Genomic DNA, 24262 nt, shown 5'->3' on the forward strand with positions numbered 1-24262 from the left:
CTCGGTCGGGCGCGCCAGGTCCTGTCGGTCCTGGCGTCCCCGACCCTGTGTGACCGGTCGGCGGCCGGGCGCTCCTGACCGGCCCCGTGCCCTACGCCCGGCGCCGCACCCGGGGGTCGACGATCGCCGAGACCATGTCGACGATCACGTTGGCGGTGACGATGAGCAGCGCCGAGAACACCGTGAACCCGACGACCACCTGCAGGTCGAGCGTGTGCACCGCGTCGATCAGCAGCGCTCCGAGTCCCTGCATCGAGAACACCTTCTCGGTGATCACCGCACCGCCGAGCAGCGACCCGAGGTCGAGCCCGAACAGCGTCACCACGGGCAGGATCGCGGTCCGCAGACCGTGCCGTACGACGACCTGGCGCTCCTTCAGGCCCTTCGCGCGGGCCGTCCGCACGAAGTCCTGCGACATCGACTCGAGCATCTCGCCGCGGGTGAGCCGGGCGTAGATCGCCGCGCTGATGAACGCGAGCACGCTCCACGGCAGGATCAGGTGCGTGAACCAGCCGACCGGGTCGTCGGAGAACTCCACGTAGCCACTCGTCGGCAGGATCCCGAGCACGAAGCCGAACAGCAGGATGCCGAGCAGCCCGACCAGGTACGCCGGCGAGGACACCCCGGCGACCGCGACCGTCATGACCGCCCGGTCGACGAACGTGCCACGCCGCAGGGCCGACACCGCGCCGCCGAGGACCCCGGCGACGAGCCAGAGCACGGCGGCCCCGACGGCGATCGACGCCGTCACGGGCAGGCGCGACAGGATCAGGTCGGTGACGCTCTCGTGCAGCTGGAACGAGTAGCCGAAGCAGGGTGCCGCGCACTCGATCACGCTGTTGCCGCTGCCGAACGTGCGTCCGGCGAAGATGCCGGCCAGGTAGGCGCCGAACTGGGCGATCCACGGCTTGTCGGTGCCCAGGAACGCCTGGACCTCGCGCAGCCGGTCGGGCGTGCAGGGCTTGTCGCAGATCGCGCGCGCCGGGTTCGTCGGCAGCAGCATGAACAGCGCGTAGGTGATCGCCGCGACGACGAGCAGCACGACGGCGGCCCCGAGCAGGCGGATCGCCAGGAACCGGAGGGTGGCGGCGTTCACCTGGTGCCCCCTCGCGGGTCGAGGGCGTCGCGCAGGGCGTCGCCGAGCACGTTGAAGGCGAGGGTGATGAGGAACAGTGCGGCTCCGGGGAACACGAGGTACATGGGGTCGGTCTGCACCCAGCCGATGGCGTCGCCGATGCTGCGGCCCCACGACGGCGTCGGCGGGTTCACCCCGACGGCGAGGAAGGACAGCGCAGCCTCGGCCCCGATCATCGAGGGGATCGAGATCGTGGCGTAGACGGTGATCGTCGCGGCCAGGTTCGGCAGCAGCTGCGTGCGGATGACGTGCCAGCGACCGGCCCCCATCGCCGTGGACGCCACGACGTAGTTCCGGCTGACGAGCGACAGCGTCTGCCCGCGGACCACGCGCGCCACGGCCGGCCAGCCGAAGAACCCGATGACGAGCACGACGAGCAGGGGCTTGGGGAACGAGGTCGGCACGATCGCGGTGAGGGCGATCATGAACACGAGCGACGGGAACCCGAAGATCACGTCGACGACCCGGGACAGCACCCGGTCGTACCAGCCGCCGAAGAACCCGGTCGTGACGCCGACGAGCACGCCGATGACGATCGACAGCAGGGTGGCCGCCAGTCCGATGCCCAGCGAGGTCCGTGCGCCGTAGGTGACGATCGAGAACAGGTCGCGGCCGGTCAACGGCTCGACCCCGAACCAGTGCTCACCGCTGATGCCACCGCCGGCGCCACGCGGCGCACCGAAGTCGTTCAGCGCGTCGATGTCGTACGCGTACGGGTCCTGCCCGGACAGCTTCGCGATGAGCGGAGCGGCGACCGCCACCACGATGAACACCGCGATGACGACGGCGGCACCGACGGCCCAGCGGTCCTGCCGGACCCGACGCACGACGGCGCGGAACCCGGTGGCGCGGCCGGACGGTGCGACCGGTCGGTCGACGACGTTGGCGGTCACGAGGCCGCTCCTTCCCACGCACGCCACGCTTCGCGGCGGGCGGCCTGTCGCTCGGGGTCGGCGACGGGCGCTGCCGCGAGGAGCATGCGCGTGTAGTCCTGTTGCGGGTCGTCGAGCACGGCGTCGGTGTCGCCCCGCTCGACCACGCGGCCGTCGTGCAGCACGATCACCTGGTCGGCGAGCTGGCGGACGACGGCGAGGTCGTGGCTGATGAGCAGCATGCCGAACCCGAGGTCCTGCTGCAGCTCGGCGAGCAGGTCGAGCACGGCGGCCTGCACCGTGACGTCGAGCGCCGAGGTCGGTTCGTCGGCGATCACGAGCGCGGGCCGGAGCGCGAGTGCCCGGGCGACGGCGACGCGCTGCCGCTGCCCGCCCGAGAGCTGGTGCGGGAAGCGCTCGGCCCACGACGGGTCGAGCTGCACGGCGGTCAGGAGCTCGCGCACCCGCTCGGCGCGGTCGGCGGCGGAATCCGTGCCGTGCACGAGCAGCGGTTCCGCGATGCTCCAGCCGATGGTCTGCCGTGGGTTGAGCGACGACGCTGGGTCCTGGAACACGATGCCGACCCGGCTGCGCAGCTCGCGCAGGCGTCGGCCGCGTGCGGTGCGCAGGTCGCTGCCGTCCACCTCGACCGAACCGGCGACGACGGGCACCAGGCCCGCGAGCGCACGTCCGATCGTCGACTTGCCGGAACCCGACTCCCCCACCAGGCCGACGGTCTCGCCGGCGTGCAGGTCGAGGTCGATCCCGGACACCGTCGGTCCGCCCCGGCGCGAGTACCGCACCGCGACGTCACGCAGGCGCGCGACGAGCGGACTGGAGGCGCGGTTCCCGTCCGCCCCGTCGGTCACCGCAGCCGTGTTCGCGCTGGGCGACACCGCACGCGCCCCCGCAGACGTGAGGTGTCGCTGGGCGCGTGAGCCGGGCTCGCCGGCCCGCGCCTCCAGGCTGGGGACGGCGGCGAGGAGCTCGCGTGTGTAGTCGGCGGTCGGGTGGGCGAAGACCTCGGCGACGGTGCCGTGCTCGACCGGGTCGCCGCGGCGCAGCACGAGCAGGTCGTCCGCGACGTCCGCCACCACACCCATGTCGTGCGTGATGAGCAGGACGGCCAGGGAGCGCTCGCGGCACAACCGGCGCAGCAGGTCGAGGATGCCGGCCTGCACCGTCACGTCGAGGGCGGTCGTCGGCTCGTCGGCGAAGAGCGCGACCGGGTCGCCGGCCAGGGCCATCGCGATCATGGCGCGCTGGAGCTGGCCGCCGGAGAGTTCGTGCGGGTACGCCTTCCGGATGCGCTCCGGGTCGGGCAGCCCGGCATCGCGCAGCAGCTCGTCGACGCGCGTCCTGACCCCGGAGCGGTCGATCCCGGACGGGTGCGCGCGGACGGCCTCGGCGATCTGGGTGCCGATCGACAACACCGGTGTGAACGAGTTCATCGGCTCCTGGAACACCACGCCGATACCAGCACCCCGCACGGCGCGGACGGCCTCTGCGGGGGCACCGACGAGCTCCTCGCCGCGGAAGCGGGCGCTGCCCGACACCGTGGCCTGCGGCGGGAGGAGCCCGAGCACGCTCATGGCGCTGACGGACTTGCCCGAGCCGGACTCGCCCACCAGGGCCAGGACGCGGCCGGGTGTCAGGTCGAAGGAGACGTCACGGACGACGGGCTCCGCGTCACCGAACGCGACGCGGAGCCCCTCGACCTGCAGGATGGGATCGGTCACTGCTCGAGCGAGACCTTGAGGTAGTTCGGGTACGCGGGGAAGTCGGCGATCTGGAAGTTCTGCACGTTCGAACCCGCCAGGAACGACTGCTTCGCGTAGATCAGCGGCACGACCGGTGCGTCGGCCATGATCTTCTGGTCGGCCTCGGCCCACAGCTCCTGCGCGTCGTCCTGGTCGACCGTGGAGCTCGCCTTCGCGATGAGGGCGTCGACCTCGGCGTTGCGGTACTTCGAGATGTTGTAGCCGCCGCCACCGATCTGCGACGAGTCGTACAGGGGCTGCAGGTTGGCGTTCGCGCTCGGGAAGTCGGGCTGCCAGCTCGACAGCGACAGGTCGAAGTCGGTGCCGTTCGTGGTCGCCTGGGTGAACGAGTCGTAGTCGAGCGGCTTGAGCGTCACGGCGATGCCGGCACGCTTCAGTCCGGACTGCAGCGCCTGCGCCTGTGCGAGGTAGGTCGGGTCGTTCTGCGTCACGAGGGTCAGCTTCAGGTTGCTGACGCCGGCCTCCTCGAGGAGCTGCTTCGCCTTGTCGACGTCACCGGTGGGCTTCGTCTCGTACAGGTCGTAGTCCTGGCGACCGGCGATGCCCGGGGTGATCAGCGTCGAGGCGTACGACCCGGCGATGGCACCACCGGCGGCGATCCGGAAGGACTTGCGGTCGACGGCGTACTGCAGCGCCTGGCGGACCTTGAGGTCCTTGAGTTCCCCGCGCTGGGTGTTGATCGCCATGTACGAGATCGGGCCGGCCTTCGAGGTCGCCAGACGCTCCTGCGCCGCCGGGTTGCTGCGGACCTGGTTGAGCTCGGCGGCACCGAGGTAGATCGCGCCGAACGAGTTCTTCGCGTCGCCGTTGTCGGCGATGAGCGTCTGCGTCACCGTGGACTGGTCCTGGCTCTCCTTGAAGACGATCTTCGAGGGGCCGGCCGTGCGGACCTCGTCGGTCTTCGCGCTCCAGTTCTTGTTCCGGACCAGGGTGACCTGCGAGCCCTGGGTGTTCGACTGCACCTGGTACGGCCCGGAGGCGACGGGCTCGAGGTCGTAGGCACCGGTGTCCTTGCCCTCGCCCTCGGGGACGGGGGTGAACGCCGGCATCGACGCGAGCCACGGCCAGTCGCCGTACGCGTCGTTCAGCTTGAAGACGATGGTCTTGTCGTCGGGGGTCTCGATGCTGTCGAGCGACTTCCCCTCGAACGGACCCTTGTAGTCACCGCCGCCCACCAGGAGCGACTTGTGGTAGCTCAGGCCACCGCTCAGCGTCGGCGCGAACGAGCGCTCGATGCCCCACTTGATGTCCTTGGTGGTGATGGGCGTGCCGTCCTGGAACTCGACGCCGTCCTTGAGCGTGTAGGTCCAGGTCTTGCCGCCGTCGCTGGACGTCCCGGTGTCCGTCGCCAGGTCGGGGACGACCTTCGCGGTCTTGCCCGGCTCGACGTCCCACGTGGTGAGTCGGCGGGCGACGAGGCCCATCGAGGTGATCCCGAGGCTCTGGCTGGTCGCCGGGTCGAGGTGGAACGAGGTCTGCGGCGTCAGGATGTTGAGCGTGCCGCCCTTGGCCGTGCCCTCGGCGCCGTCGCCCGATGCGTCCCCGCCCGAGCAGCCGGTCAGCACCAGGGCTGCTGCTGCGGCGACGGCCGCGGTGATCGTCAGGCGGTTGGGGCGTCTCATGACGGTGCTGCTCCTCGGGAGGGGTGGTGGTGACCGGGGTGGCGGTCACTCCGACGACGGAACGGTCCGGTCGCCGGGCGGCGTCCATCCTGACACCGCGACGGTGACCCGTCCGAATCTCGCGCGTCCGGGACGACGCACGACGAAACATTGCAAGCGTCGGACGCCGTCCCGCTATTCCCGGTGCAGCAACACCGCGTGCCCTCAGCGGTCGAAGAGCCCGCCCAGGAAGTCGTTGCCGAGGTTCGACGCCTGCTCGCCGAGGCCGGACGCCTGCTCGCCGAACCCGGCGGCCTGCTCACCGAACCCGCCGAGCAGCTGCTCGCCCTCGCCGACCAGCCCCTCGACACCGCCGCCGAGGTCGCTCAGCCCGAGGTCGCCCATGCCGGACGCGATCCCCTCGAAGTCGACGCCGAGGTCGGCGGCACCGGCCAGCACCGGACCGGCGGCGGCGCTGAGCACCGCTCCCCCGGCGACCGCTGCGGCGAGCCCGCCGAACGCCATCGCGCCCGCACCGACCGCGGCACCGCCGGCGAAGGCCCCGCCGCGGCCACGTCCGCCGCCCGGACGGCCGGAGCCGCCGAGGACCCGGCGGATCAGACCCGGACGCGACATCTCGCCGCGGGTCATCGCACGCGCCATGCTGCCCGCCGAGTCGTCGCGCAGGTGCTCGTGGGGCGGGAGCTCCGAGTTCAGGCGGTCGCGGACCTGCTGGCGCTGCGCCGGGGTGAGCCGGGCGAAGGCGTCGTGGTGGACCTGCTCGAGCTGCTCCGGCGACGAGGTCTTGAGCAGGTAGTCGTACTTGGCGATGGCCACCTTGTCGGCGTCCGCCTGGCCGCGCTGGGGCTGACCGGTGTGCTGCTGCGGCTGCGCGTACCGGGGCGGCTGCGGCTGGCCGTACTGCTGCTGGCCGTACTGCGGCGGCTGCCCGGCCTGGGGCGGCCGCTGCTGCTGGCCACGGTCGTCGCCGGTCAGCTTGTCCGCGGCCGTCCGCACGATGTCCCGCCAGTCGGTGCCGCCGTGCTGCTGCGAACCGCCCTGACCCCCGCGCTTCTGCATCTGCTTGTCGATCGCCTTCGAGGCCATGCCCAGGATCCGGTTGAAGTTCGCCATGCCCCCACCTTTGCGTTCTCACATGTGCAGGCCCGGCGACCACCCAGCGCGTCTCCCGCACGTTCGGTGGGCATCGCCTGAGAGCGGTCCCTGACAGTGAGCGTGCCGACGGTGCGCGTCAGGACAGGATGCGCGCGAGGAACGCGTTGCGGAACCGACCCGTGGGGTCGAGGTCACGGGCGAGCGCCGCGAAGTCGGACAGCCGCGGGTACGCCTCGTGCAGCCGCTCGGCGCTCGCGGCGGACACCTTGCCCCAGTGCGGCCGCGGGTCGAACGGCGCGAGCACCTCCTCGATCCGCTCGACGGCGGCCGTCACCGCGGCGGCGTCCCGGCGGAACGTGAAGTGCAGGCCGACCGACTGCCGGCCTGCCGAGGGTGCGAGCCACGCGGTGTCGGCGGCGATGGTGCGGACCTCGGAGGCGATGAGGATCGGGGCGAACAGCGACGCCAGCGGGCGGAGGGCCTCGAGCGCGGGCACCGCCGAGGCTGCGGGGATCAGGTACTCCGCCTGGATCTCGGCCCCGGTCGACGGGGTGAACGAGGACCGGAAGTGCGGCAGCCGTTCGGACCACGGTCCGGGCACGCCACCCTGCTCGGTCACGCCAGCGGGGTCGTTCTCGCCCGGGTGCACGGGTCCGGTCGCGGGGCGCGCTCCGAGTCCGACGAGGTCGACCGCGGGTGCGGCCTCGTCGACACGGTGCTTCACCCAGACCTGCCGGGCACCGCGGTCGTCGAACGCGGTGAACATCGACACCGAGTAGGCGTCGGACATCACCTGGTCGAACCGCGACGCGACCGCGTCCCAGGGCAGGTCGAGGTGCACCGTCGTCGCGACCTGGAACGTCGGCTCGATCGCGAGCTCCACGGCGGTGACGACGCCGAGGGCGCCGATCCCCACCCGGTGGGCGTCGAGCAGGCCGTCGGGCGACGCGGCGTCCACCCGCACGAGCGAGCCGTCGGCGCGGACGACGTCCAGACCGACCACCGCCTGCGCGAGCGACGGGTTCCGCACGCCGGAGCCGTGCGTGCCGGTGGCGACGGCCCCGGCCGTGGAGATGTGCGGCAGGGACGCGAGGTTCCCGAGTGCCCAGCCACGGGCCTCCAGGCCGGCGGCCACCTGGCTGTGCGTCATCCCGGCGGCGACCCGGACGACACGACGCGCGGTGTCGATGTCGAGCACGGGCGGCAGGTCGGCCAGCGACACCTGCACGGCGTCGGTGTCGGCGATGGTGTTGAACGAGTGTCGCGAGCCGAGCGCCGTCAGGCGCGGCGTCGAGGCGACGAGCTGCTGGAGCTCGTCCACCGACGTCGGCCGGGCCAGCGCCGAGGCGCGGTAGGTGACGTTGCCCGCCCAGTTGGTGCGGGTGCGCTCGGCCGCGATCACGTCGTCCATCGTGGGTCCTGACTCCCCTAGAAGCCGCGGTCGAGACGGTGCCACGTCTGCTGGAGACGCAGCTCGTCGCGGAAGCCGCGGGAGGTGGTGTGCTCGTCGATGACCAGGAACTCCGTGCCGACCATCGTCGCGAAGTCCTCGACGACCTGCAGGCCGACCGCGGTCGTCATGACGGTGTGGTGGGCGGCACCGGCGGTGAGCCAGGCCTCCGCGGCGACCGGGAACGACGGACGCGGCTCCCAGACCGCGCGACCCACGGGCAGCTTCGGCAGGGCCTCGGTCGGCGGCACGACGTCGACGACGTTCGCGGTGAGGCGGAAGCCGTCGCGGGTGTCGGACAGCGCGACCACCACGGCCTCGCCGGCGTCGGCCGTGAAGACCAGGCGGACCGGGTCGTCCTTGCCGCCGATGCCGAGCGGGTGGATCTCGAGCGTCGGCTTCGTCGACGTGAGCGTCGGCGAGACCTCGAGCATGTGCGCGCCGAGGATCTTCTCGGCACCCGGGGTGAGGTCGTACGTGTAGTCCTCCATCAGGGAGGCACCACCGGGCAGCCCCGCGCCGGCGACGGCCATCGCGCGGACCAGGACGGCGGTCTTCCAGTCACCCTCGGCACCGAAGCCGTAGCCGTCGGCCATCAGGCGCTGGACCGCCAGGCCGGGCAGATGCTTGAGCGTGCCGAGGTCCTCGAAGTTCGTGGTGAACGCGGCGCTGCCGTTCTGCTGCAGGAGCGTGCGGAGGCCGAGCTCGATGGCGGCGCCGTCGCGGAGCGCGGTGTGCCGCTCGCCGCCGTCGCTGCGGAGCGACGGGTCCACGTCGTAGTCGCGCTCGTACGTCGCCACGAGCGCGTCGACCGCTGCCGTGTCCGCTGCTGCGGCGTCCACCGCTGCCGCGAGCTCGTTGACCGCCCACGTGTTGACCTGCACGCCGAGCTCGATCTCGGCCTCGGTCTTGTCGCCCTCGGTGACGGCGACGTAGCGCATGTTGTCACCGAAGCGGGTCAGCTTCAGCTCACGGACGGCCGCGGCGCCGGCGGCGGCACGGGTCCAGTCGGCGACGCGCTGCTGCACCCGGGGATCGGACACGTGCCCGATCGCCGTGGCGTGCCGGACGCCGAGGCGGGCGAGCATGTACCCGAACTCGCGGTCGCCGTGCGCGGCCTGGTTGAGGTTCATGAAGTCGAAGTCGATGTCCGCCCAGGGCAGCGCGACGTTCGCCTGCGTGTGCAGGTGCAGCAGCGGCTTCGTCAGCGCGGTGAGCCCGCCGATCCACATCTTGGCCGGGCTGAACGTGTGCATCCACGTGGTCACACCGATGACCTTGTCGTCGGCGCTCGCCTCGATGAGGGCACGACGGATGCCGTCGGCGTCCTTGAGGACGGGCTTCCACACGAGCTTCACCGGCAGGTGCCCGGCGAGTTCCGCGTGGACCGCCCTGCTCTGCTCCTCGACCTGGCGCAGGGTCTCCTCGCCGTAGAGGCCCTGGGAGCCGGTGAGGAACCAGACCTCGTGGCCGTCGAGTGTGGCCTGGGGGTCGACGGTGGTCTCCTGCGTCATCGCATGGCTCCTTCGGGGTTCTGTCCGTAGACGTTCTGGTAGCGATCGAACAGTCGATCGATGTTCTCGGGGGCGATCGGGACGACCTCGCCGCCCTGCTTGGCGATGTGCACGGTGCGCGCGACGTCCTCGCACATCACGGCGGCCTTGACGGCGTCCTTCGCGTCCTTGCCGATCGTGAACACGCCGTGGTTCTGCATGAGGACCGCGCGGCTGCGGTGGCCGCTCAGCGTCTCGACGATGCCGTGGCCGATCGAGTCGTCGCCGATGATCGCGAACGGGCCGACCGGGATCGGTCCGCCGAACTCGTCCGCCATCGCCGTGATGACGCAGGGGATCTCCTCGGCGCGTGCGGCCCAGGCCGTCGCGTAGGTCGAGTGGGTGTGCACGACGCCGCCGACCTCGGGCATGTTCCGGTACACGTAGGCGTGCGCGGCCGTGTCGGAGGACGGGCCGTGCTCGTTGCCCCAGCCTTCGGCGGGGACCCCGTCGAGGGTGCACACGACCTGGTTCTCCGGCGTCAGGTCGTCGCTGGACACGCCGCTCGGCTTGATGACGAACAGGTCCGTGCCGGGCACGCGCTCGGAGACGTTGCCGCCGGTCCAGATCACCAGGCCGTAGCGGACGAGCTCGCCGTGCAGGCGTGCGACGCGCTCCCGCGTCGCCGCCACAGCCTGGCGGGTGGTCTCGTCGATCGCGTCCGTCATCGGGTCACTTCCTCTGTCTGGAGGCGCGGGTCGGCGCCGTCGGTCTGCTCGGTCGGTCCGGTGGTCGCGCTGGGGCGGGTCGCCGCCGCGGCGACGTCCTGCACGGGCAGAGCGGCCCGGTAGCGCTCCAGGTACGTCTGGAACCCGGCGACGTCCGTCGGCTCGGGTTCGGCCACGTGCACGGCGTCCCCGCCGAACACGGTGTCCGACAGGTAGTCGGCGAGCTGCTGGTCGGTGTGCTCGAGGTACGCGGCCAGCACGGCGATCCCCCACGCGCCGCCCTCGCCCGCGGTCTCCTCGAGCGCGATCGGCACGCGCAGGGCCGCCGCGAGCAGCCGCTGCGGGGCACCCGGCGTGCGGAAGAGCCCACCGTGCGCGGTCATCCGGTCGACCTGCACCTGTTCGCCGTGCAGGACGTCCATGCCGATGGCCAGGGTCGCGAAGGCGCCGTGCACCTCGGAGCGCACCAGGTTGCCGAGCGTGAACCGTGCGCCGGGGGTGCGGAGCAGCAGGGGTCGGCCGTCCTCGACGCGGGTGACGGGTTCGCCGGCCAGGTAGTTGAAGGACAGCAGGCCACCGGCGTCGGGGTCGGTGTCGTCCGCGACGGCCTCGGCGAGCAGGGTGGCGTACACGTCGTCGATGCCGATCGCGGCCGTGCCCGATCGCGCACTCGAGGCCTCGGCGAACCGCCCGAACACGCGGGCCCAGCTCGCGATCTCGCTCGCGCCGTTGTTGCAGTGCACCATCGCCACGGCGTCGCCGGCCGGGGTGGTGACGACGTCGAGTTCCTCGTGCGCGGTGGTGAGCGGCTGCTCGAGCACGACCATCGCGAAGATGCTCGTGCCGACGCTCACGTTGCCGGTGCGCGGGGCGACGGCGTTCGTCGCGACCATGCCGGTGCCGGCGTCGCCCTCGGGCGGGCAGAGCGGGACGCCGGGTTCGAGCGTGCCGGTCGGGTCGAGCCAGGCCGCACCCTCGGGCGTCAGCGCACCGGCGTCGGCACCCGCGACGAGGACCTCGGGCAGCAGGGACCGCAGGTCCGGCAGCCCGATCAGGTCCTGGGCGGTGGCGAGCATGGCGTGGTCGAAGTCCTTGGTGCCCGGGTCGCCGGGGCCGCTGTCGACGGGGCCGCCCTCGATCGGGAACACCCCGGAGGCATCGCCCACACCGAGCACGTCCCGACCGGTGAGGCGTCGGTGCACGTACCCCGCGAGCGTCGTGACGCCGGCGAGCTCGGCCACGTGCGGCTCGTCGTCGAGGACCGCCTGGTACAGGTGCGCGATCGACCAGCGGAGCGGGATGTTGAACCCGAGGGCCTCGCTGAGCCGTTCGGCCGCGGGACCCGTCGAGGTGTTGCGCCACGTGCGGAACGGCACGAGCAGCTCGCCCGACGCGTCGAACGCCAGGTAGCCGTGCATCATCGCGCTGACGCCCGCCGCCCGGAAGGTGGTCGGGCGGACGCCGTACTGCGACTCGACGTCGGCCACGAGGGCGGCGTACGCGGCACGGAGTCCGGTCTCGACGGCCTCGAGCGAGTAGGTCCAGCGGCCGTCGACGAACTCGTTCTCCCACTCGTGTGAGCCGGCGGCGATCGGCACGAGGGCCTCGTCCACCAAGCAGGCCTTGATGCGGGTGGAGCCGAGCTCGATCCCGAGCGTGGTGCGGCCGTCCACGACCTGCTGTCGGCGGTCGTCGCCCATGCGTTCCTCCAGAACCTCGTCGTCCTCAGTGAGCGCTCACATCCTGGCACGTGAGCGCTCACACGTGCAACGTGCGGCGCGCCGGGGGCCGCGCGTCCCACTCGTCCGCCCGCCTCCCCCAGCGGTCGGAACACCCCGCTCACTTCCCCCGACCGGTCACCAACCGTCGTCCGGTACATCCGCAGTCGACCGTTCCCGACCACTCGACGTCCCACCCACGGCAGGTCGTGACCGCTCGACGGATGAGAGTGACGACGTCGATCGGCCGCCGGGCGCCCCACACCCGCGCGAGTCCCGCCCACCCGACGCCCGCACCCGCGCGAGTCCCGACCACTCGACGCCCCACCCACGGCAGGTCGTGACCGCTCGACGGAAGAGAGTGACGACATGGATCGACCGCCGGGCGCCCCACACCCGCGCGAGTCCCGACCACCCGACGCCCCACACCCGCGCGAGTCCCGACCACCCGACGCCACACACCCTCGCGAGTCCCGATCCTCCGCACCACGACACGCCCAACGACCGCACCCCGGACGGTCACGACGCCCCGCTGCCGCACCGTCGAGCGGTCAGGACCTGTCGGCTGGGGGTGCGCCGAGCGACGAGTCGTGACCGCTCGGCCGCTGGTGGCGGGGAGTCGTGACCGCTCGGGAGCAGACGCACCGCCACCGGCACCCGCCGACACCGCGCGCTACGCGCCGACGGTGCTCTCGCGGATGACGAGCGACGGGGTGACCGACGCCGACGAAGCCGTCCCGCCGTCGATGAGCGCGAGCAGCGCCTGCCCCGCCACACGCCCGAGCTCCTCGAGCCGCAGGTCGACAGTGGTCAACGGCGGCCGGCTCGCCAGCGCCATCACGTCCCAGTCGTCGAACCCGGTCACCGCGACGTCCCCGGGGACCGTGCGACCGAGCTCCCGCAACCGATCACACACACCCCGCGCGATCTGGTCGCTGCCGCACACGATCGCGTCGACGTCGAGCGACTGCCGCGTCAGCACGTCCACGGCCTGTCGTCCCCACCGCTCGGACCACTCGCCGTACAGCGGTTCGCCGACCAACCGGCTCCCGAGCACGGCCGTGGCGCCCTCGACCCGTCGGACCGCGGACCGAGCCCGGGCCGGACCGGTCACGATCGCCACCCGCGACCGCCCGAGCGACAGCACGTGCGACGCCACCGCCGCCGAGCCCGCGGCGTCGTCGAGCGTGACGGAGACGTCCTGCGCCGAGGTCGAGGGGGTGAACGCGTAGACGACCGGGATCGACACGTCGATCGGCGGCCGGGCGTCGGCGGAGCGGCCCGTCACGATGATGCCGTCGACCCCGCGGGCCGCCAGGGAGCGCAGGTAGTGGGCCTCACGCACGTGGTCGTCGCGGGTGTCGCACAGCAGCACGGCCATCTGCCCGGCGGACAGGGCGTCCTCGGCACCGAGCAGCACCGGGATCGAGAACCGGCCGAACGAGTCGGTGGTGATCATGCCGACCGTGTAGGTCCGGCCGGACGACAGGGCGCGGGCCCGAGCGTCGCCGACGAACCCGAGGCGCTCGGCGGCGTCCTTCACCCGCTGCCGGGTCGAGTCCCGGAGCTGCCCCGTCCCGTTGAGCGCCTTCGACGCGGTGCCGATCGACACCCCGGCGAGCGCCGCGACGTCGGTGATCCGGACGGGCTGCCCGGTGCGCTCCAGGGTCACGGCAAACCCCTTTCCGGTGATCGAGAAGTGACCACGATCCTACGGAACCGGTGCGACGGAGCCCTTGCGCGCCTCCTGGCCGTGTCGTACCGTCAGTGCAGAAACCGTTTTCCGCAGCGCGGCCCACCGGGTCCGGCGTCGGAGGCGGCGCCGTCACATCGCAAGGAGGCGACATGACCACCACGCTCGCGACCGACCGCGGGGCGCGCACCGCGACGCCGGTCCTGCCGACCGCCGAGGCGCACCTGGCGCTCCGCCCGCTGCCGGCCGGCGACGCCCGGATCACGGGCGGGTTCTGGGCGCTGCGGCAGGAGCGCAACGGTCGCGACGCCGTCCGCAGCGGCTACCAGCAGCTCGACGCGGCCGGCAACTTCCGGAACCTCCGCATCGCCGCGGGGGTCGAGGAGGGCGAGGCCGTCGGCCCGATCTTCATGGACTCCGACGTGACGAAGTGGCTCGAGGCCGTGGCCTGGGAGTACGGCCGCGCCCCGGCGCAGGACCTGCTCGACCTGCAGCGCGAGGTCACCGCCCTGGTCGCGCAGGCGCAGGCGGACGACGGGTACCTCGACTCCGTGCAGCAGGTGCGCGGTGGCGGCGAGCGCTACACGGACCTCAAGTGGAGCCACGAGATGTACTGCGCCGGGCACCTGTACCAGGCGGCCGTCGCGCAGCACCGTGCCACCGGTGACACCGGACTGCTCGACGTCGCGGTCCGGAACGCCGACCACCTGGTCCGCACGTTCGGCCCCGGTGCCGACCGGACGCAGGACATCGACGGGCACCCCGTCGTCGAGATGGGTCTGGTGGAGCTGTACCGCGAGACGGGGACCCGCGCCTACCTCGACCTGGCGCACTGGTTCGTCGACGCCCGCGGGCACGGCATCATCGAGCGCGCGGGTGGCGAGCCGACGTACTTCTCCGACCGGGTGCCGGCCCGGCAGGCCACCACCGTCGAGGGGCACGCCGTCCGCGCGGTCTACCTGGCCGCGGGTGCGGTCGACGTGGCGATCGAGACCGGCGACACCGAGCTCCTGGCCGCGAGCGAGCGCCAGTTCGCCGACATGATGGCGACGAAGGCGTTCATCACCGGGGGCCTCGGGGCGCGCTGGGACTGGGAGGCCTTCGGCGACCCGTACGAGCTGCCGACCGACCGCGGCTACGCCGAGACCTGTGCGGCCATCGGCGGGGTGCAGTGGGCCTGGCGCCTGCTCCTCGCGACCGGCGAGCCCGGCTACGCCGACGCGATCGAGCGCCTGCTGTACAACGCGTTCCTCGCGGGCGTGAGCCTGGCGGGCACCGAGTACTTCTACGTCAACCCGCTGCAGCAGCGTGATCACGCGCACCAGGACGAGAACCGCTCCCCCGCGCACGGCCGCCGAGGCTGGTTCGACTGCGCCTGCTGCCCGCCGAACATCATGCGGACGTTCGCGAGCCTCGACGGGTACCTGGCCACCGCGACCGACGGCGGGCTGCAGGTCCACCAGTACGCCACCGCCGACCTCGGCCCGGTGCGGGTCGAGACCGACTACCCGCACGACGGTCGCGTCGTGGTCACCGTGACCGAGGACGGGCCGCTCGCCCTGGGCCTGCGGATCCCGGCGTGGTCGGACACCACGACCGTCACGGGACCGGACGGGTCCGCGAACCCTGCGGCGGGCACGCTGCACGTCGTCGACCGCGAGTGGTCGGCGGGCGACACGGTCGAGCTCGTCTTCGACACGACGCCGCACCGGTACGTCGCCGACGCCCGCATCGACGCGGCCCGCGGGCAGGTCGCCATCGAGCGCGGTCCCCTGGTGTACGCTGTGGAGCAGGCAGACCAGCAGGGCTTCACGGTCGACGACCTGACGGTCGACGCGACCGCGACGATCACCGAGGAACGCCGCGACGACCTGCTCGACGGCGTCGTCACGCTGCGCGTGCCCGGGTTCGCCCCGTCGGCACACGAGCAGCCGGCGTGGCCGTACCGACGGCTCGAGGCAACCCGGGAGGAAGGCGCGGCTCCCGCCGTGCACGCGACCAGCGTCGACGACGTGGCCGGCTCCGGCAGGGCGGCCACGGGCCTCCGGTCCGGCGCGGGTGCGGAGGCTGCGTCACCCGTGACGGCGGTCGCCGTGCCGTACTACGCGTGGGCGAACCGGGGTGCGGCGCCGATGCGGGTCTGGTTGCCGCTGGCGCGTTAGCCGGCGTCGCGCTGAGGCGAGTCGACGGCCGGGAGGTTCGGTCAGGTCGCAGGACACCCCGCTCACGTCCGTCGAGGTCGCACGAACCGTCGGCCGCGGGCGTCCGGGGCGACAGGACGTGCGACCTCGGCGACTGGCAGGCGGCGCGTCGTGCCCCTTCGGCCGCGCGCGTCAGCCACGACCGGCGTCCGCGCGGCGCTACGCGCTCCGGCGCACCACGAGCTCGGGCGCGAGCAGGGTCTCGTCGCGGGGCTCCCCCTCGACCAGCGCCCGCACGGCGTCGAGCACCCGCTCCCCCATCGCCCGGAAGTCCTGCCGCACCGTGGTCAACGGCGGGGTGAAGTGCGCGGCCTCGGGGACGTCGTCGAACCCCACCACCGCGATGTCGTCGGGGACGCGCAGCCCCTCGTCGGCGAAGGCGTGCAGCACCCCGAGCGCCATCTGGTCGTTGCCGGCGAACACCGCGTCGACCGTCGTCACGTCGATGTGCCGTGCGGCCGCGAACCCGCTCGCGGGGGTCCAGTCGCCCTCGAGCACGACCGGCTCGAGCCCGGCGTCCTGCATGATCCGCACGTAGGTGGCACGGCGCACCTCGGACTCCTGCGACACGTGCGGCCCGGCGATGTGCACGATGCGTCGGTGCCCGGAGTCGAACAGGTGCTGCATCACGAGCGAGGTGCCCGCCGCCTGGTCGATCGCGACGGCTGCGACGCTCGGCGCGACCGGGGCCCGGGCGGCGTCCCGCTGCACGGCGTTCGCCACCACGACGGGCACCGTGACCGGCACGGTGAGCGAGGCCAGGGCGTCGAGCACCCGGTTGTCGGCGGCGACCAGGACGATCGCGGCGACGTCCTGCGCGAGCAGTGTCGTCAACGCGCCGGACAGGTCGGACGGCGTCGGCTCCTCCGGCAGGGTGGAGAGCAGCACGTGGTACCCGGCCGACCGCGCGGCCCGCTCGAACCCGATCGCGGTGCTCGACGGCCCGTACAGGGCGTCGCCCGCGGTGATGATCCCGAGCGCGCGGCTCCGACCACCGGCGAGCGCCCGGGCGGCGGCGCGGGGCCGGTACCCCAGCGCGGTGACGGCGTCGGCGACCTGGCTGCGGAACTGCTCCCGCACCGTCGGGTCGCCGTTGATCACCCGCGACACGGTCTGGTGGGACACGCCGGCCCGTTCGGCGACGTCGAAGATCGTCGGCGCCTTCCGGCGCTTGCCGCCCTTGCCCCCGGGGGCGGTCGTGGTGGTCACGTCGCCAACCGTACCGCCCGGCCCCGCCGACGCGACACGACCGCGGTTCGGGTACGCGAGTTGACACCCCGGTACGGAACCCGCAGTATGTGAGCGCTCACACGAGCGCATCCCGCGGGGCACAGCAGCCCCGGCACCCGAGCGCGTCGAGGACGACGCGAGAGGAAACAGAGGTACTTCGATGATGAAGCGCAGGATCATCGCGGGGGTCGCGGCCCTCGGCATCGCGTTCTCCCTGGCAGCGTGCTCGGCCGGTGGCCGTGCATCCACCGAGGGCGGCGGTGACGGCGGCGGCGCCAACAAGGGCGCCCTCGTCGGCGTCGCGATGCCGACCAAGGTCTCCGAGCGGTGGATCAAGGACGGCGACGCCGTCAAGAGCGACCTCGAGAAGGCCGGCTACAAGGTCGACCTCGAGTACGCGGACAACAAGATCCCGCAGCAGGTCCAGCAGGTCAGCAACATGATCACGAAGGGCGCGAAGGTCCTGATCGTCGCGTCGATCGACGGTGGTTCGCTGTCCGACCAGCTCGACGCCGCCGCCAAGGCCGGCATCAAGGTGATCTCGTACGACCGCCTGCTCACCGGCAACAAGAACGTCGACTACTACGTGTCGTTCGACAACGAGAAGGTCGGCGTCGACCAGGCGAACAGCCTGCTCACCGGCCTCGGCGTGCTCGACGACAAGGGCGAGAAGACCGACGAGAAGGGTCCGTTCAACATCGAGGTGTTCGCCGGTTCGCCCGACGACAACAACGCCACGTTCTTCTTCAACGGCGCGATGAAGACCCTCAAGCCCTACATCGAGGACGGCACGATCACGATCGGCTCCGGCCAGGACGGCTTCACCCAGGCCGCCACGCAGCAGTGGGACCCGGCGACCGCCAAGGCCCGCATGCAGAACCTCGTCGCCAAGTCGTACTCCGGCGGCACGAAGCTCGACGGCGTGCTCTCGCCCTACGACGGCATGTCCATCGGCATCATCTCGGCACTGCAGGGCGCCGGCTACGGCACCGACAGCCGTCCGCTCCCGGTCATCACCGGGCAGGACGCCGAGGCGGCCAGCGTCAAGTCGATCATCAAGGGTCAGCAGTACTCGACGATCTACAAGGACACCCGCCAGCTCGCCGAGAAGTCGGCGCAGATGGCCGAGGACCTGCTCGCCGGCAAGGAGCCGGAGGTGAACGACACCGAGACCTACGACAACAAGGTCAAGGTCGTCCCCACCTTCCTCTTCCAGCCCACCGTGGTCACGAAGGACAACTACCAGAAGGTCCTCGTCGACTCGGGCTACTACACCGACGCCGACCTGAAGTAGGTCGCAACCCATCTGTCGGACAGGAGGCGCGGTGCCGGACCGCACCGCGCCTCCCGTCCGTCCCCACCTGCGCGCCCTGGCGCGCACTACGGAAGGCGGTCGACGTGACGGACACCATCCTCGAGATGCGTGACATCACCAAGACGTTCCCCGGCGTCAAGGCGCTCCAGGGGGTCTCCATCGAGGTCGAGCGTGGCCAGGTCCACGCGATCTGCGGTGAGAACGGCGCCGGCAAGTCGACGCTCATGAAGGTGCTGTCGGGCGTCTACCCGGCCGGCTCCTTCGAGGGCGAGATCCTGCTCGACGGCCAGCCCGTCCGGTTCTCGGACATCAACGACTCCGAGGCAGCCGGTGTCGTCATCATCCACCAGGAGCTGGCGCTCAGCCCGTTCCTGTCGATCGCCGAGAACATCTTCCTCGGCAACGAGCGCTCCACGGGCGGCTTCATCGACTGGAACAAGACGAACCTCGCCGCCGCCGAGCTCCTGCAGCGCGTCGGGCTCAAGGACAACCCGGTCACCAAGATCGTGGACATCGGTGTCGGCAAGCAGCAGCTCGTCGAGATCGCGAAGGCGCTGTCGAAGCAGGTGAAGCTCCTCATCCTCGACGAGCCCACCGCCGCGCTGAACGACGACGACTCCGCGCACCTGCTCGAGCTCATCCGCTCGCTGCAGGCCGAGGGCATGACGGCGATCATCATCAGCCACAAGCTCAACGAGATCAAGGCGATCGCGGACAAGGTCACGATCATCCGCGACGGCAAGACGATCGAGACCCTCGACATGCACGCCGACGACGTCTCCGAGGACCGCATCATCCGCGGCATGGTCGGTCGCGACCTGTCCACGCGCTACCCGGAGCACGAGTCGAAGGTCGGCGAGGAGCTCCTGCGGATCGAGGACTGGACCGTCCACCACCCGCTCGACGCCTCGCGCGAGATCATCCACCAGGCGAACCTGACCGTCCGTGCCGGCGAGATCGTCGGCATCGCGGGACTCATGGGTGCCGGACGCACCGAGCTCGCGATGAGCGTGTTCGGGCAGTCGTACGGCACCGGCATCAGCGGCACCGTCTACAAGCGGGGCACCCCGATCAAGACGAACACGGTGACGCAGGCCATCGACAACGGCATCGCCTACGTCACCGAGGACCGCAAGCGCTACGGCCTGAACCTGATCGACGACATCAAGCGGAACGTGTCCGGCTCGGCGCTCGGCAAGCTCGCCAAGTGGGGCTTCGTGAACGCGTCCCACGAGACGACCGTCGCCGGCAAGTTCCTGCGGGACCTCAACATCAAGGCCCCGAACGTCGACGTGCTGACCGGCAAGCTGTCCGGCGGCAACCAGCAGAAGGTCGTGCTGTCGAAGTGGATGTACGCCGACCCCGACGTGCTCATCCTCGACGAACCCACCCGCGGCATCGACGTCGGCGCGAAGTACGAGATCTACACGATCATCAACCAGCTCGCCGACCAGGGGAAGGCGATCATCGTGATCTCCTCCGAGCTTCCCGAACTGCTCGGCATCTGTGACCGCATCTACACGCTCTCCGAGGGCACCATCACGGCTGATGTGCCCCGCTCCGAGGCCACACCCGAGGTCCTCATGCAGTACATGACCCAGGAACGGGAGACCCCTGTCAATGAACGCGCTTAAGTCCGCCGCCGGCTACCTCACCGGGCAGCTCCGACAGATCGGCCTGTTCATCGCGCTGATCGTCATCGTCATCTTCTTCCAGGTGACGACGAGCGGCATCACGCTGGCACCGATCAACGTCACGAACCTGGTCGTCCAGAACAGCTACATCCTGATCCTCGCCATCGGCATGGTGATGGTCATCATCGCCGGGCACATCGACCTGTCCGTCGGGTCGGTCGTCGCCTTCACCGGCGCCATGGCCGGCGTGATGATCACGCAGTGGGGTCTGCCCTGGCCCGTCGCGGTGGTCCTCTGCCTGGTCCTCGGCGCCCTGGTCGGCGCCTGGCAGGGCTTCTGGATCGCCTACTTCGGGATCCCGGCGTTCATCGTGACCCTGGCCGGCATGCTCGCCTTCCGCGGTGCCGCGCAGATCGCCCTGCAGAACCAGCAGATCTCGCCGTTCCCGGACGGGTTCCGCTCGCTCGGCTCCGGCTTCCTGCCCTCGTTCGGTACCTCGGGCTACGAGCCGCTCACGATGATCCTCGGCATCGCCGCGGCGGCCATCATGGTCGGCGTCGCCTTCCGTGGCCGTGCGACCCGTCGCAAGTACCAGCTCGAGAGCGAGCCGTTCGTCTGGTTCATCGTCAAGCTCGCGTTCGGCGTCGCGCTCGTCATCTACGTCGCGCTGCTGCTCGCCAGCTACAACGGCACCCCGATCGTGCTCGTCATCCTCGGCCTGCTCGTCGTCGTGTACTCGGTGATCATGCGGAGCGCCGTGTTCGGCCGCCACATCTACGCGATCGGTGGCAACGCCCTGGCCGCGCAGCTGTCCGGTGTGAAGACGAAGCGCGTGACGTTCCTGCTGTTCGTCAACATGGGCGTCATCTCGGCGCTGGCCGGCGTGGTCTTCACCGGCCAGCTCAACCTGGCCTCGCCGAGCGCGGGCAACGGGTTCGAGCTCGACGCCATCGCCGCGGTGTTCATCGGTGGTGCGGCCGTCACCGGCGGTATCGGCACCGTGCCGGGCGCCATCATCGGTGGTCTCATCATCGGCATCCTGAACAACGGCATGTCGATCCTCGGTGTCGGCACCGAGTTCCAGTCCCTGATCAAGGGCCTGGTGCTGCTCGCCGCCGTCGCGTTCGACGTGTTCAACAAGCGCCGGGCGGCGTCCGCGCGCAAGTAACGCGTCGGAGTCACCCCCGCCGAAGCGACAGAAGTGCACGGAACAGCCGTGCACTTCTGTCGCTTTCGCGTTTCAGCGGGACAGGACGGCCCAACCCCCGGCCGGGAGGCGCACGGTCCCGTCCCCGAGATCGGCCCCGCCCGCCTCCACCTGCGTCGCGTCGGCCGCGGGCACCTCGACGGGGTCGTCCGACAGGTTCAGGGCGGTCACCACGGCGGCGTCTGCCGTCGCGGTGCGCAGGACCACGGCGGCGTTGGTCAGGTGCACGACGTCGGTGTGCGCCCGGTGCAGCCAGGGGTTCCGGCGGCGCAGGGCGACGAGGGCCTCGTACACGTGGGTCAGGTCCGTCGGTGCCGGCGGCTCGGCCGGGAACTCCGGACGGACCGCGTCGTCGCCGCCCTCGCGTTCCTCCTTCACCGCGGTCCAGCCGTACTCATCGCCGGCGTAGACCACGGGCGTGCCCGCCACGGTGAACAGCACGGCGGCGGCGTGACCGGCGAACCGCTCCCCCACCGCGCTCGCGATGCGGGTGACGTCGTGGTTCCCGACGAAGGTGGTCGGGGCGAAGGTGGCGAGCAGGGCGTCGTGCCGCTCGATGGCGTGCGCGAGTTCGTGGCCGTTCCGGTCGGCGATGCCGTGCCAGATGCCCTGCCACAGCTCGTACTGGGTCAGCGAGTCCATCGTCGACTCCTGCGCGATCGCCGCCGCGTCGCCGTGGATGACCTCGCCGCTGAACCAGGCCTCCGGGAACCGTTCGCGCACCCGTGGCAGGACCCGCGCCCAGAACGCCGGCGCCACCGCGTACGCCGCGTCGAGCCGCCAGCCGTCGACCCCTCTGGCCAGCCAGTGCGTCATCACCTCGACCACCAGGTCCTCGGTCGCCCGGCTGTCGTGGTCGAGCGCGACGAGGATGTCGTGCCCCTCGAACAGCCCGACGGGCACGGGCTGCCCCGGCTGCCACCCGGACCAGTCGATCGAGAACAGGTCGGCGGTGGGTGCGTCGGGACCCTGCTCCGCGAGCGCCCGGAACGCGGGGTGCTCGCGGCCGACGTGGTTGAACACGCCGTCGAGCAGCACCCGCACGCCACGCTCGTGCGCGGCGGCCACCAGGGCGTCGAAGTCGGCGTCGTCGCCGAGTCGCGGGTCGATCCGGAAGTGGTCGACCGTGTCGTAGCCGTGCGACGAGCTGGCGAACACCGGACCGAGCAGCAGGCCGTTCAGGCCGAGGTCGACCACGTGGTCGAGCCAGCCGGTCAGACGGTCGAGGCGGTGCTCGACCGGGCGCTCCCCCACCGGGGTGGCCGGCCGGACCTCGGCGCCGACGAAGCCGAGCGGGTAGACGTGCCACCACATGACGTGCTCGACCCAGGCGGGCTCGGACGGACGGGCGGGGGCGGTGTCGGGGTTCACCACCCCGATGCTGCCAGTCGGACCTGGGCCGCGCGCCGCCGACCTGGGGACGGCCGTGGTCGGCAGGACCAGGATGGACACATGGGACGGGCGATCAGGACGCAGGCGGACGCGACGGCGTCGGAGTCGGCGCACGCGGAACGCACCTGCGCCTCGTGCGGACGGCGGATGCCGTCGTCGGCGGCACCCGAGGCGAAGTGGTGCTCCGGTGCCTGCCGCAAGCACGGCCTGGACGACACCGACCGGGCACTCGAGCAGCGGATCGACGAGTTGCTCGCCGCCCGGGCGCGGACTTCGAGCATCTGCCCGTCCGAGGTGGCCCGCTCGATCGCCCCCGACGACTGGCGACCCCTGATGGAACCGACAAGGCGAGCCGCGCGGCGCATGGTGGCCCGGGGCGAGGTCGAGATCACCCAGGGTGGGTCCGTGGTCGACCCGTCGACGGCGAAGGGGCCGATCCGCATCCGCCGTCCGCGGTGAGGGAACACCTGTCGCGCATCGTCGGTTGCAGCCACGGATGACCTCCACCGGATCGACCCCATCGACCCCTGCCCGCCGCGAAGCCCTGGTCGTGGGAGCCAGCGGCATCACCGGCTCCGCGCTGGTGACCCACCTGCTCGACCTCGGCTGGGACGTGACCGCACTGTCCCGTCGACCGCTCGCACAGCAGGGGGTCCGCACCGTCGCGGCAGACCTCCGCGACCCGGAGGGCGTGGCGACGGCACTCGCCGACGAACGCCCCACGCACGTCTTCTTCACGGCGTGGCAGCGCCAGGAGACCGAGGCCGAGAACATCCGCGTCAACGGCGGCATGGTGCGTGACCTGCTCGCCGCACTCGCCCCGGCGCCGCTGGACCACGTCGCCCTCGTCACCGGGCTCAAGCACTACCTCGGCCCGTTCGAGGCGTACGCCGCCGGCGAGATGCCCGACACGCCCTTCCACGAGGAGGAGCCGCGGCTCGACACCCCGAACTTCTACTACGCCCAGGAGGACGAGCTCGTCGCCGCCGCCGAGCGCCAGGGGTTCACCTGGTCCGTGCACCGCTCGCACACCGTGATCGGCCACGCGGTCGGCAACGCCATGAACATGGGCCTCACGATCGCCGTGCAGGCCACGCTGGCGAAGGAGCTCGACCTGGACTTCGTGTTCCCGGGCAGCGAGGCGCAGTGGAACGGCCTGACCGACATGACCGACGCCGGGATCCTCGCCGAGCACATGGTGTGGGCCGCGACGTCACCCGAGGGAGCGGACGAGCCGTTCAACATCGTCAACGGCGACGTCTTCCGCTGGCGCTGGATGTGGCCGCGCCTGGCGGCACACCTCGGCGTCGACCCGGCGCGGGTGGTCGGGTACCAGGACGCGCCCCGTCCGCTCGAGCAGCAGATGGCCCCGTACGAGTCCGCGTGGGCCGGCATCGCCGAACGGCACGGGCTGGTCGAGCCGGACATCACGCGGCTCGCCTCGTGGTGGCACACCGACGCCGATCTGGGCCGCGCGATGGAGGTCGTCACCGACATGGGCAAGAGCCGCGAGGCCGGGTTCACGGCCTTCCGACGCACCGAGCGGGCCTTCGCCGACCTGTTCGCCCGGTACCGCGCGGACCGCCTGGTCCCCTAGCGGGCGACCGGGGTACGTGGTTCCTCGGACCCGGCCGCGAGCGTCGACGACCCGCGTGGTTGTCTCGTGGGCACACACGCCGGGAGCCCTCGGCGGTTC

18 protein-coding genes are annotated in these 24262 nt (G+C 71.6%); 6 read left to right on the top strand and 12 right to left on the bottom strand.

Going from position 1 to position 24262, the window contains the following annotated elements; genetic code table 11:
* Positions 1-91: 91 nt before the first annotated feature.
* The 10 genes from I8920_RS11830 to I8920_RS11875 all read right to left on the bottom strand — a co-directional run bounded on the left by I8920_RS11830 (position 92) and on the right by I8920_RS11875 (position 13566).
* A complete protein-coding gene (locus I8920_RS11830; RefSeq protein WP_198656527.1) occupies positions 92-1096 on the bottom strand; it encodes an ABC transporter permease in 1005 nt (334 codons plus the stop codon).
* Positions 1093-2028 carry an ABC transporter permease gene (locus tag I8920_RS11835; protein ID WP_198656528.1) on the bottom strand — a complete coding sequence of 312 codons (936 nt, stop codon included), beginning with the start codon at positions 2026-2028 and terminating at the stop codon, positions 1093-1095. Before I8920_RS11835 ends, I8920_RS11830 begins: the two co-directional genes overlap by 4 nt.
* The gene (locus I8920_RS11840) at positions 2025-3746 is read right to left on the bottom strand and encodes a dipeptide ABC transporter ATP-binding protein (RefSeq protein WP_198656529.1); all 1722 of its coding nucleotides are present in this window, start codon (positions 3744-3746) and stop codon (positions 2025-2027) included. The genes I8920_RS11835 and I8920_RS11840 overlap by 4 nt, the downstream gene beginning before the upstream one ends.
* Positions 3743-5410 carry an ABC transporter substrate-binding protein gene (locus I8920_RS11845; protein WP_198656530.1) on the bottom strand — a complete coding sequence of 556 codons (1668 nt, stop codon included), beginning with the start codon at positions 5408-5410 and terminating at the stop codon, positions 3743-3745. Before I8920_RS11845 ends, I8920_RS11840 begins: the two co-directional genes overlap by 4 nt.
* A gap of 204 nt (positions 5411-5614) precedes the next feature.
* Positions 5615-6523 carry a cation-transporting ATPase gene (locus I8920_RS11850; RefSeq protein ID WP_198656531.1) on the bottom strand — a complete coding sequence of 303 codons (909 nt, stop codon included), beginning with the start codon at positions 6521-6523 and terminating at the stop codon, positions 5615-5617.
* A gap of 118 nt (positions 6524-6641) precedes the next feature.
* Positions 6642-7916, bottom strand: a complete 1275-nt coding sequence (locus I8920_RS11855; protein WP_198656532.1) for an FAD-binding protein — start codon at positions 7914-7916, stop codon at positions 6642-6644.
* Positions 7917-7933: 17 nt separating this feature from the next.
* Positions 7934-9469: an L-arabinose isomerase gene (gene araA / locus I8920_RS11860; RefSeq protein WP_198656533.1), complete on the bottom strand. Its 1536-nt coding sequence runs from the start codon at positions 9467-9469 to the stop codon at positions 7934-7936.
* Positions 9466-10176: an L-ribulose-5-phosphate 4-epimerase gene (locus I8920_RS11865; protein ID WP_198656534.1), complete on the bottom strand. Its 711-nt coding sequence runs from the start codon at positions 10174-10176 to the stop codon at positions 9466-9468. Before I8920_RS11865 ends, araA begins: the two co-directional genes overlap by 4 nt.
* Positions 10173-11876 carry a xylulokinase gene (locus I8920_RS11870; RefSeq protein WP_198656535.1) on the bottom strand — a complete coding sequence of 568 codons (1704 nt, stop codon included), beginning with the start codon at positions 11874-11876 and terminating at the stop codon, positions 10173-10175. Before I8920_RS11870 ends, I8920_RS11865 begins: the two co-directional genes overlap by 4 nt.
* A gap of 691 nt (positions 11877-12567) precedes the next feature.
* Positions 12568-13566 carry a LacI family DNA-binding transcriptional regulator gene (locus I8920_RS11875; RefSeq protein WP_198656536.1) on the bottom strand — a complete coding sequence of 333 codons (999 nt, stop codon included), beginning with the start codon at positions 13564-13566 and terminating at the stop codon, positions 12568-12570.
* Between the two features lie 173 nt (positions 13567-13739).
* Between I8920_RS11875 and I8920_RS11880 the strand changes: the two genes are divergently transcribed.
* Complete coding sequence (locus I8920_RS11880) at positions 13740-15749, top strand: glycoside hydrolase family 127 protein (protein WP_198656537.1); 2010 nt, start codon at positions 13740-13742, stop codon at positions 15747-15749.
* A 198-nt stretch (positions 15750-15947) separates the two neighbouring features.
* Here I8920_RS11880 and I8920_RS11885 read toward each other — a convergent pair whose 3' ends face one another.
* A complete protein-coding gene (locus I8920_RS11885; protein WP_198656538.1) occupies positions 15948-16997 on the bottom strand; it encodes a LacI family DNA-binding transcriptional regulator in 1050 nt (349 codons plus the stop codon).
* A gap of 181 nt (positions 16998-17178) precedes the next feature.
* Here I8920_RS11885 and chvE point away from each other — a divergent pair, with 181 nt between their 5' ends.
* The 3 genes from chvE to mmsB all read left to right on the top strand — a co-directional run bounded on the left by chvE (position 17179) and on the right by mmsB (position 21135).
* Complete coding sequence (gene chvE / locus I8920_RS11890) at positions 17179-18312, top strand: multiple monosaccharide ABC transporter substrate-binding protein (RefSeq protein WP_198656539.1); 1134 nt, start codon at positions 17179-17181, stop codon at positions 18310-18312.
* A 104-nt stretch (positions 18313-18416) separates the two neighbouring features.
* On the top strand, positions 18417-19967 hold the full coding sequence (gene mmsA, locus I8920_RS11895; RefSeq protein WP_198656540.1) for a multiple monosaccharide ABC transporter ATP-binding protein: 1551 nt from the start codon (positions 18417-18419) through the stop codon (positions 19965-19967).
* Positions 19954-21135: a multiple monosaccharide ABC transporter permease gene (gene mmsB, locus I8920_RS11900; protein WP_198656541.1), complete on the top strand. Its 1182-nt coding sequence runs from the start codon at positions 19954-19956 to the stop codon at positions 21133-21135. Before mmsA ends, mmsB begins: the two co-directional genes overlap by 14 nt.
* 72 nt (positions 21136-21207) lie before the next feature.
* Here the strand turns inward: mmsB and I8920_RS11905 are convergent, their stop codons facing one another.
* On the bottom strand, positions 21208-22545 hold the full coding sequence (locus I8920_RS11905; RefSeq protein ID WP_232832727.1) for an alpha-amylase family glycosyl hydrolase: 1338 nt from the start codon (positions 22543-22545) through the stop codon (positions 21208-21210).
* 81 nt (positions 22546-22626) lie between these two features.
* On the opposite strand from I8920_RS11905, the gene I8920_RS11910 reads away from it, so the two are divergent.
* Positions 22627-23025, top strand: coding sequence for a DUF3253 domain-containing protein (locus I8920_RS11910; RefSeq protein ID WP_198656542.1), 399 nt, complete (start codon positions 22627-22629; stop codon positions 23023-23025).
* Between the two features lie 37 nt (positions 23026-23062).
* On the top strand, positions 23063-24163 hold the full coding sequence (locus I8920_RS11915; RefSeq protein ID WP_198656543.1) for an SDR family oxidoreductase: 1101 nt from the start codon (positions 23063-23065) through the stop codon (positions 24161-24163).
* Positions 24164-24262 lie beyond the last annotated feature (99 nt).

It is taken from the genome of Curtobacterium sp. YC1, from assembly GCF_016267665.1.
Taxonomy (GTDB): domain Bacteria; phylum Actinomycetota; class Actinomycetes; order Actinomycetales; family Microbacteriaceae; genus Curtobacterium.

Excerpts from the sequence above, each read along its gene's own strand:
- I8920_RS11915 (WP_198656543.1), top strand. The coding sequence starts at position 23,063 with ATGACCTCCACCGGATCGACCCCATCGACCCCTGCCCGCCGCGAAGCC.
- mmsB (WP_198656541.1), top strand. The coding sequence starts at position 19,954 with ATGAACGCGCTTAAGTCCGCCGCCGGCTACCTCACCGGGCAGCTCCGA.
- I8920_RS11910 (WP_198656542.1), top strand. The coding sequence starts at position 22,627 with ATGGGACGGGCGATCAGGACGCAGGCGGACGCGACGGCGTCGGAGTCG.
- I8920_RS11880 (WP_198656537.1), top strand. The coding sequence starts at position 13,740 with ATGACCACCACGCTCGCGACCGACCGCGGGGCGCGCACCGCGACGCCG.
- I8920_RS11850 (WP_198656531.1), bottom strand. The coding sequence starts at position 6,523 with ATGGCGAACTTCAACCGGATCCTGGGCATGGCCTCGAAGGCGATCGAC.
- I8920_RS11865 (WP_198656534.1), bottom strand. The coding sequence starts at position 10,176 with ATGACGGACGCGATCGACGAGACCACCCGCCAGGCTGTGGCGGCGACG.
- araA (WP_198656533.1), bottom strand. The coding sequence starts at position 9,469 with ATGACGCAGGAGACCACCGTCGACCCCCAGGCCACACTCGACGGCCAC.
- I8920_RS11870 (WP_198656535.1), bottom strand. The coding sequence starts at position 11,876 with ATGGGCGACGACCGCCGACAGCAGGTCGTGGACGGCCGCACCACGCTC.
- I8920_RS11855 (WP_198656532.1), bottom strand. The coding sequence starts at position 7,916 with ATGGACGACGTGATCGCGGCCGAGCGCACCCGCACCAACTGGGCGGGC.
- chvE (WP_198656539.1), top strand. The coding sequence starts at position 17,179 with ATGATGAAGCGCAGGATCATCGCGGGGGTCGCGGCCCTCGGCATCGCG.
- I8920_RS11845 (WP_198656530.1), bottom strand. The coding sequence starts at position 5,410 with ATGAGACGCCCCAACCGCCTGACGATCACCGCGGCCGTCGCCGCAGCA.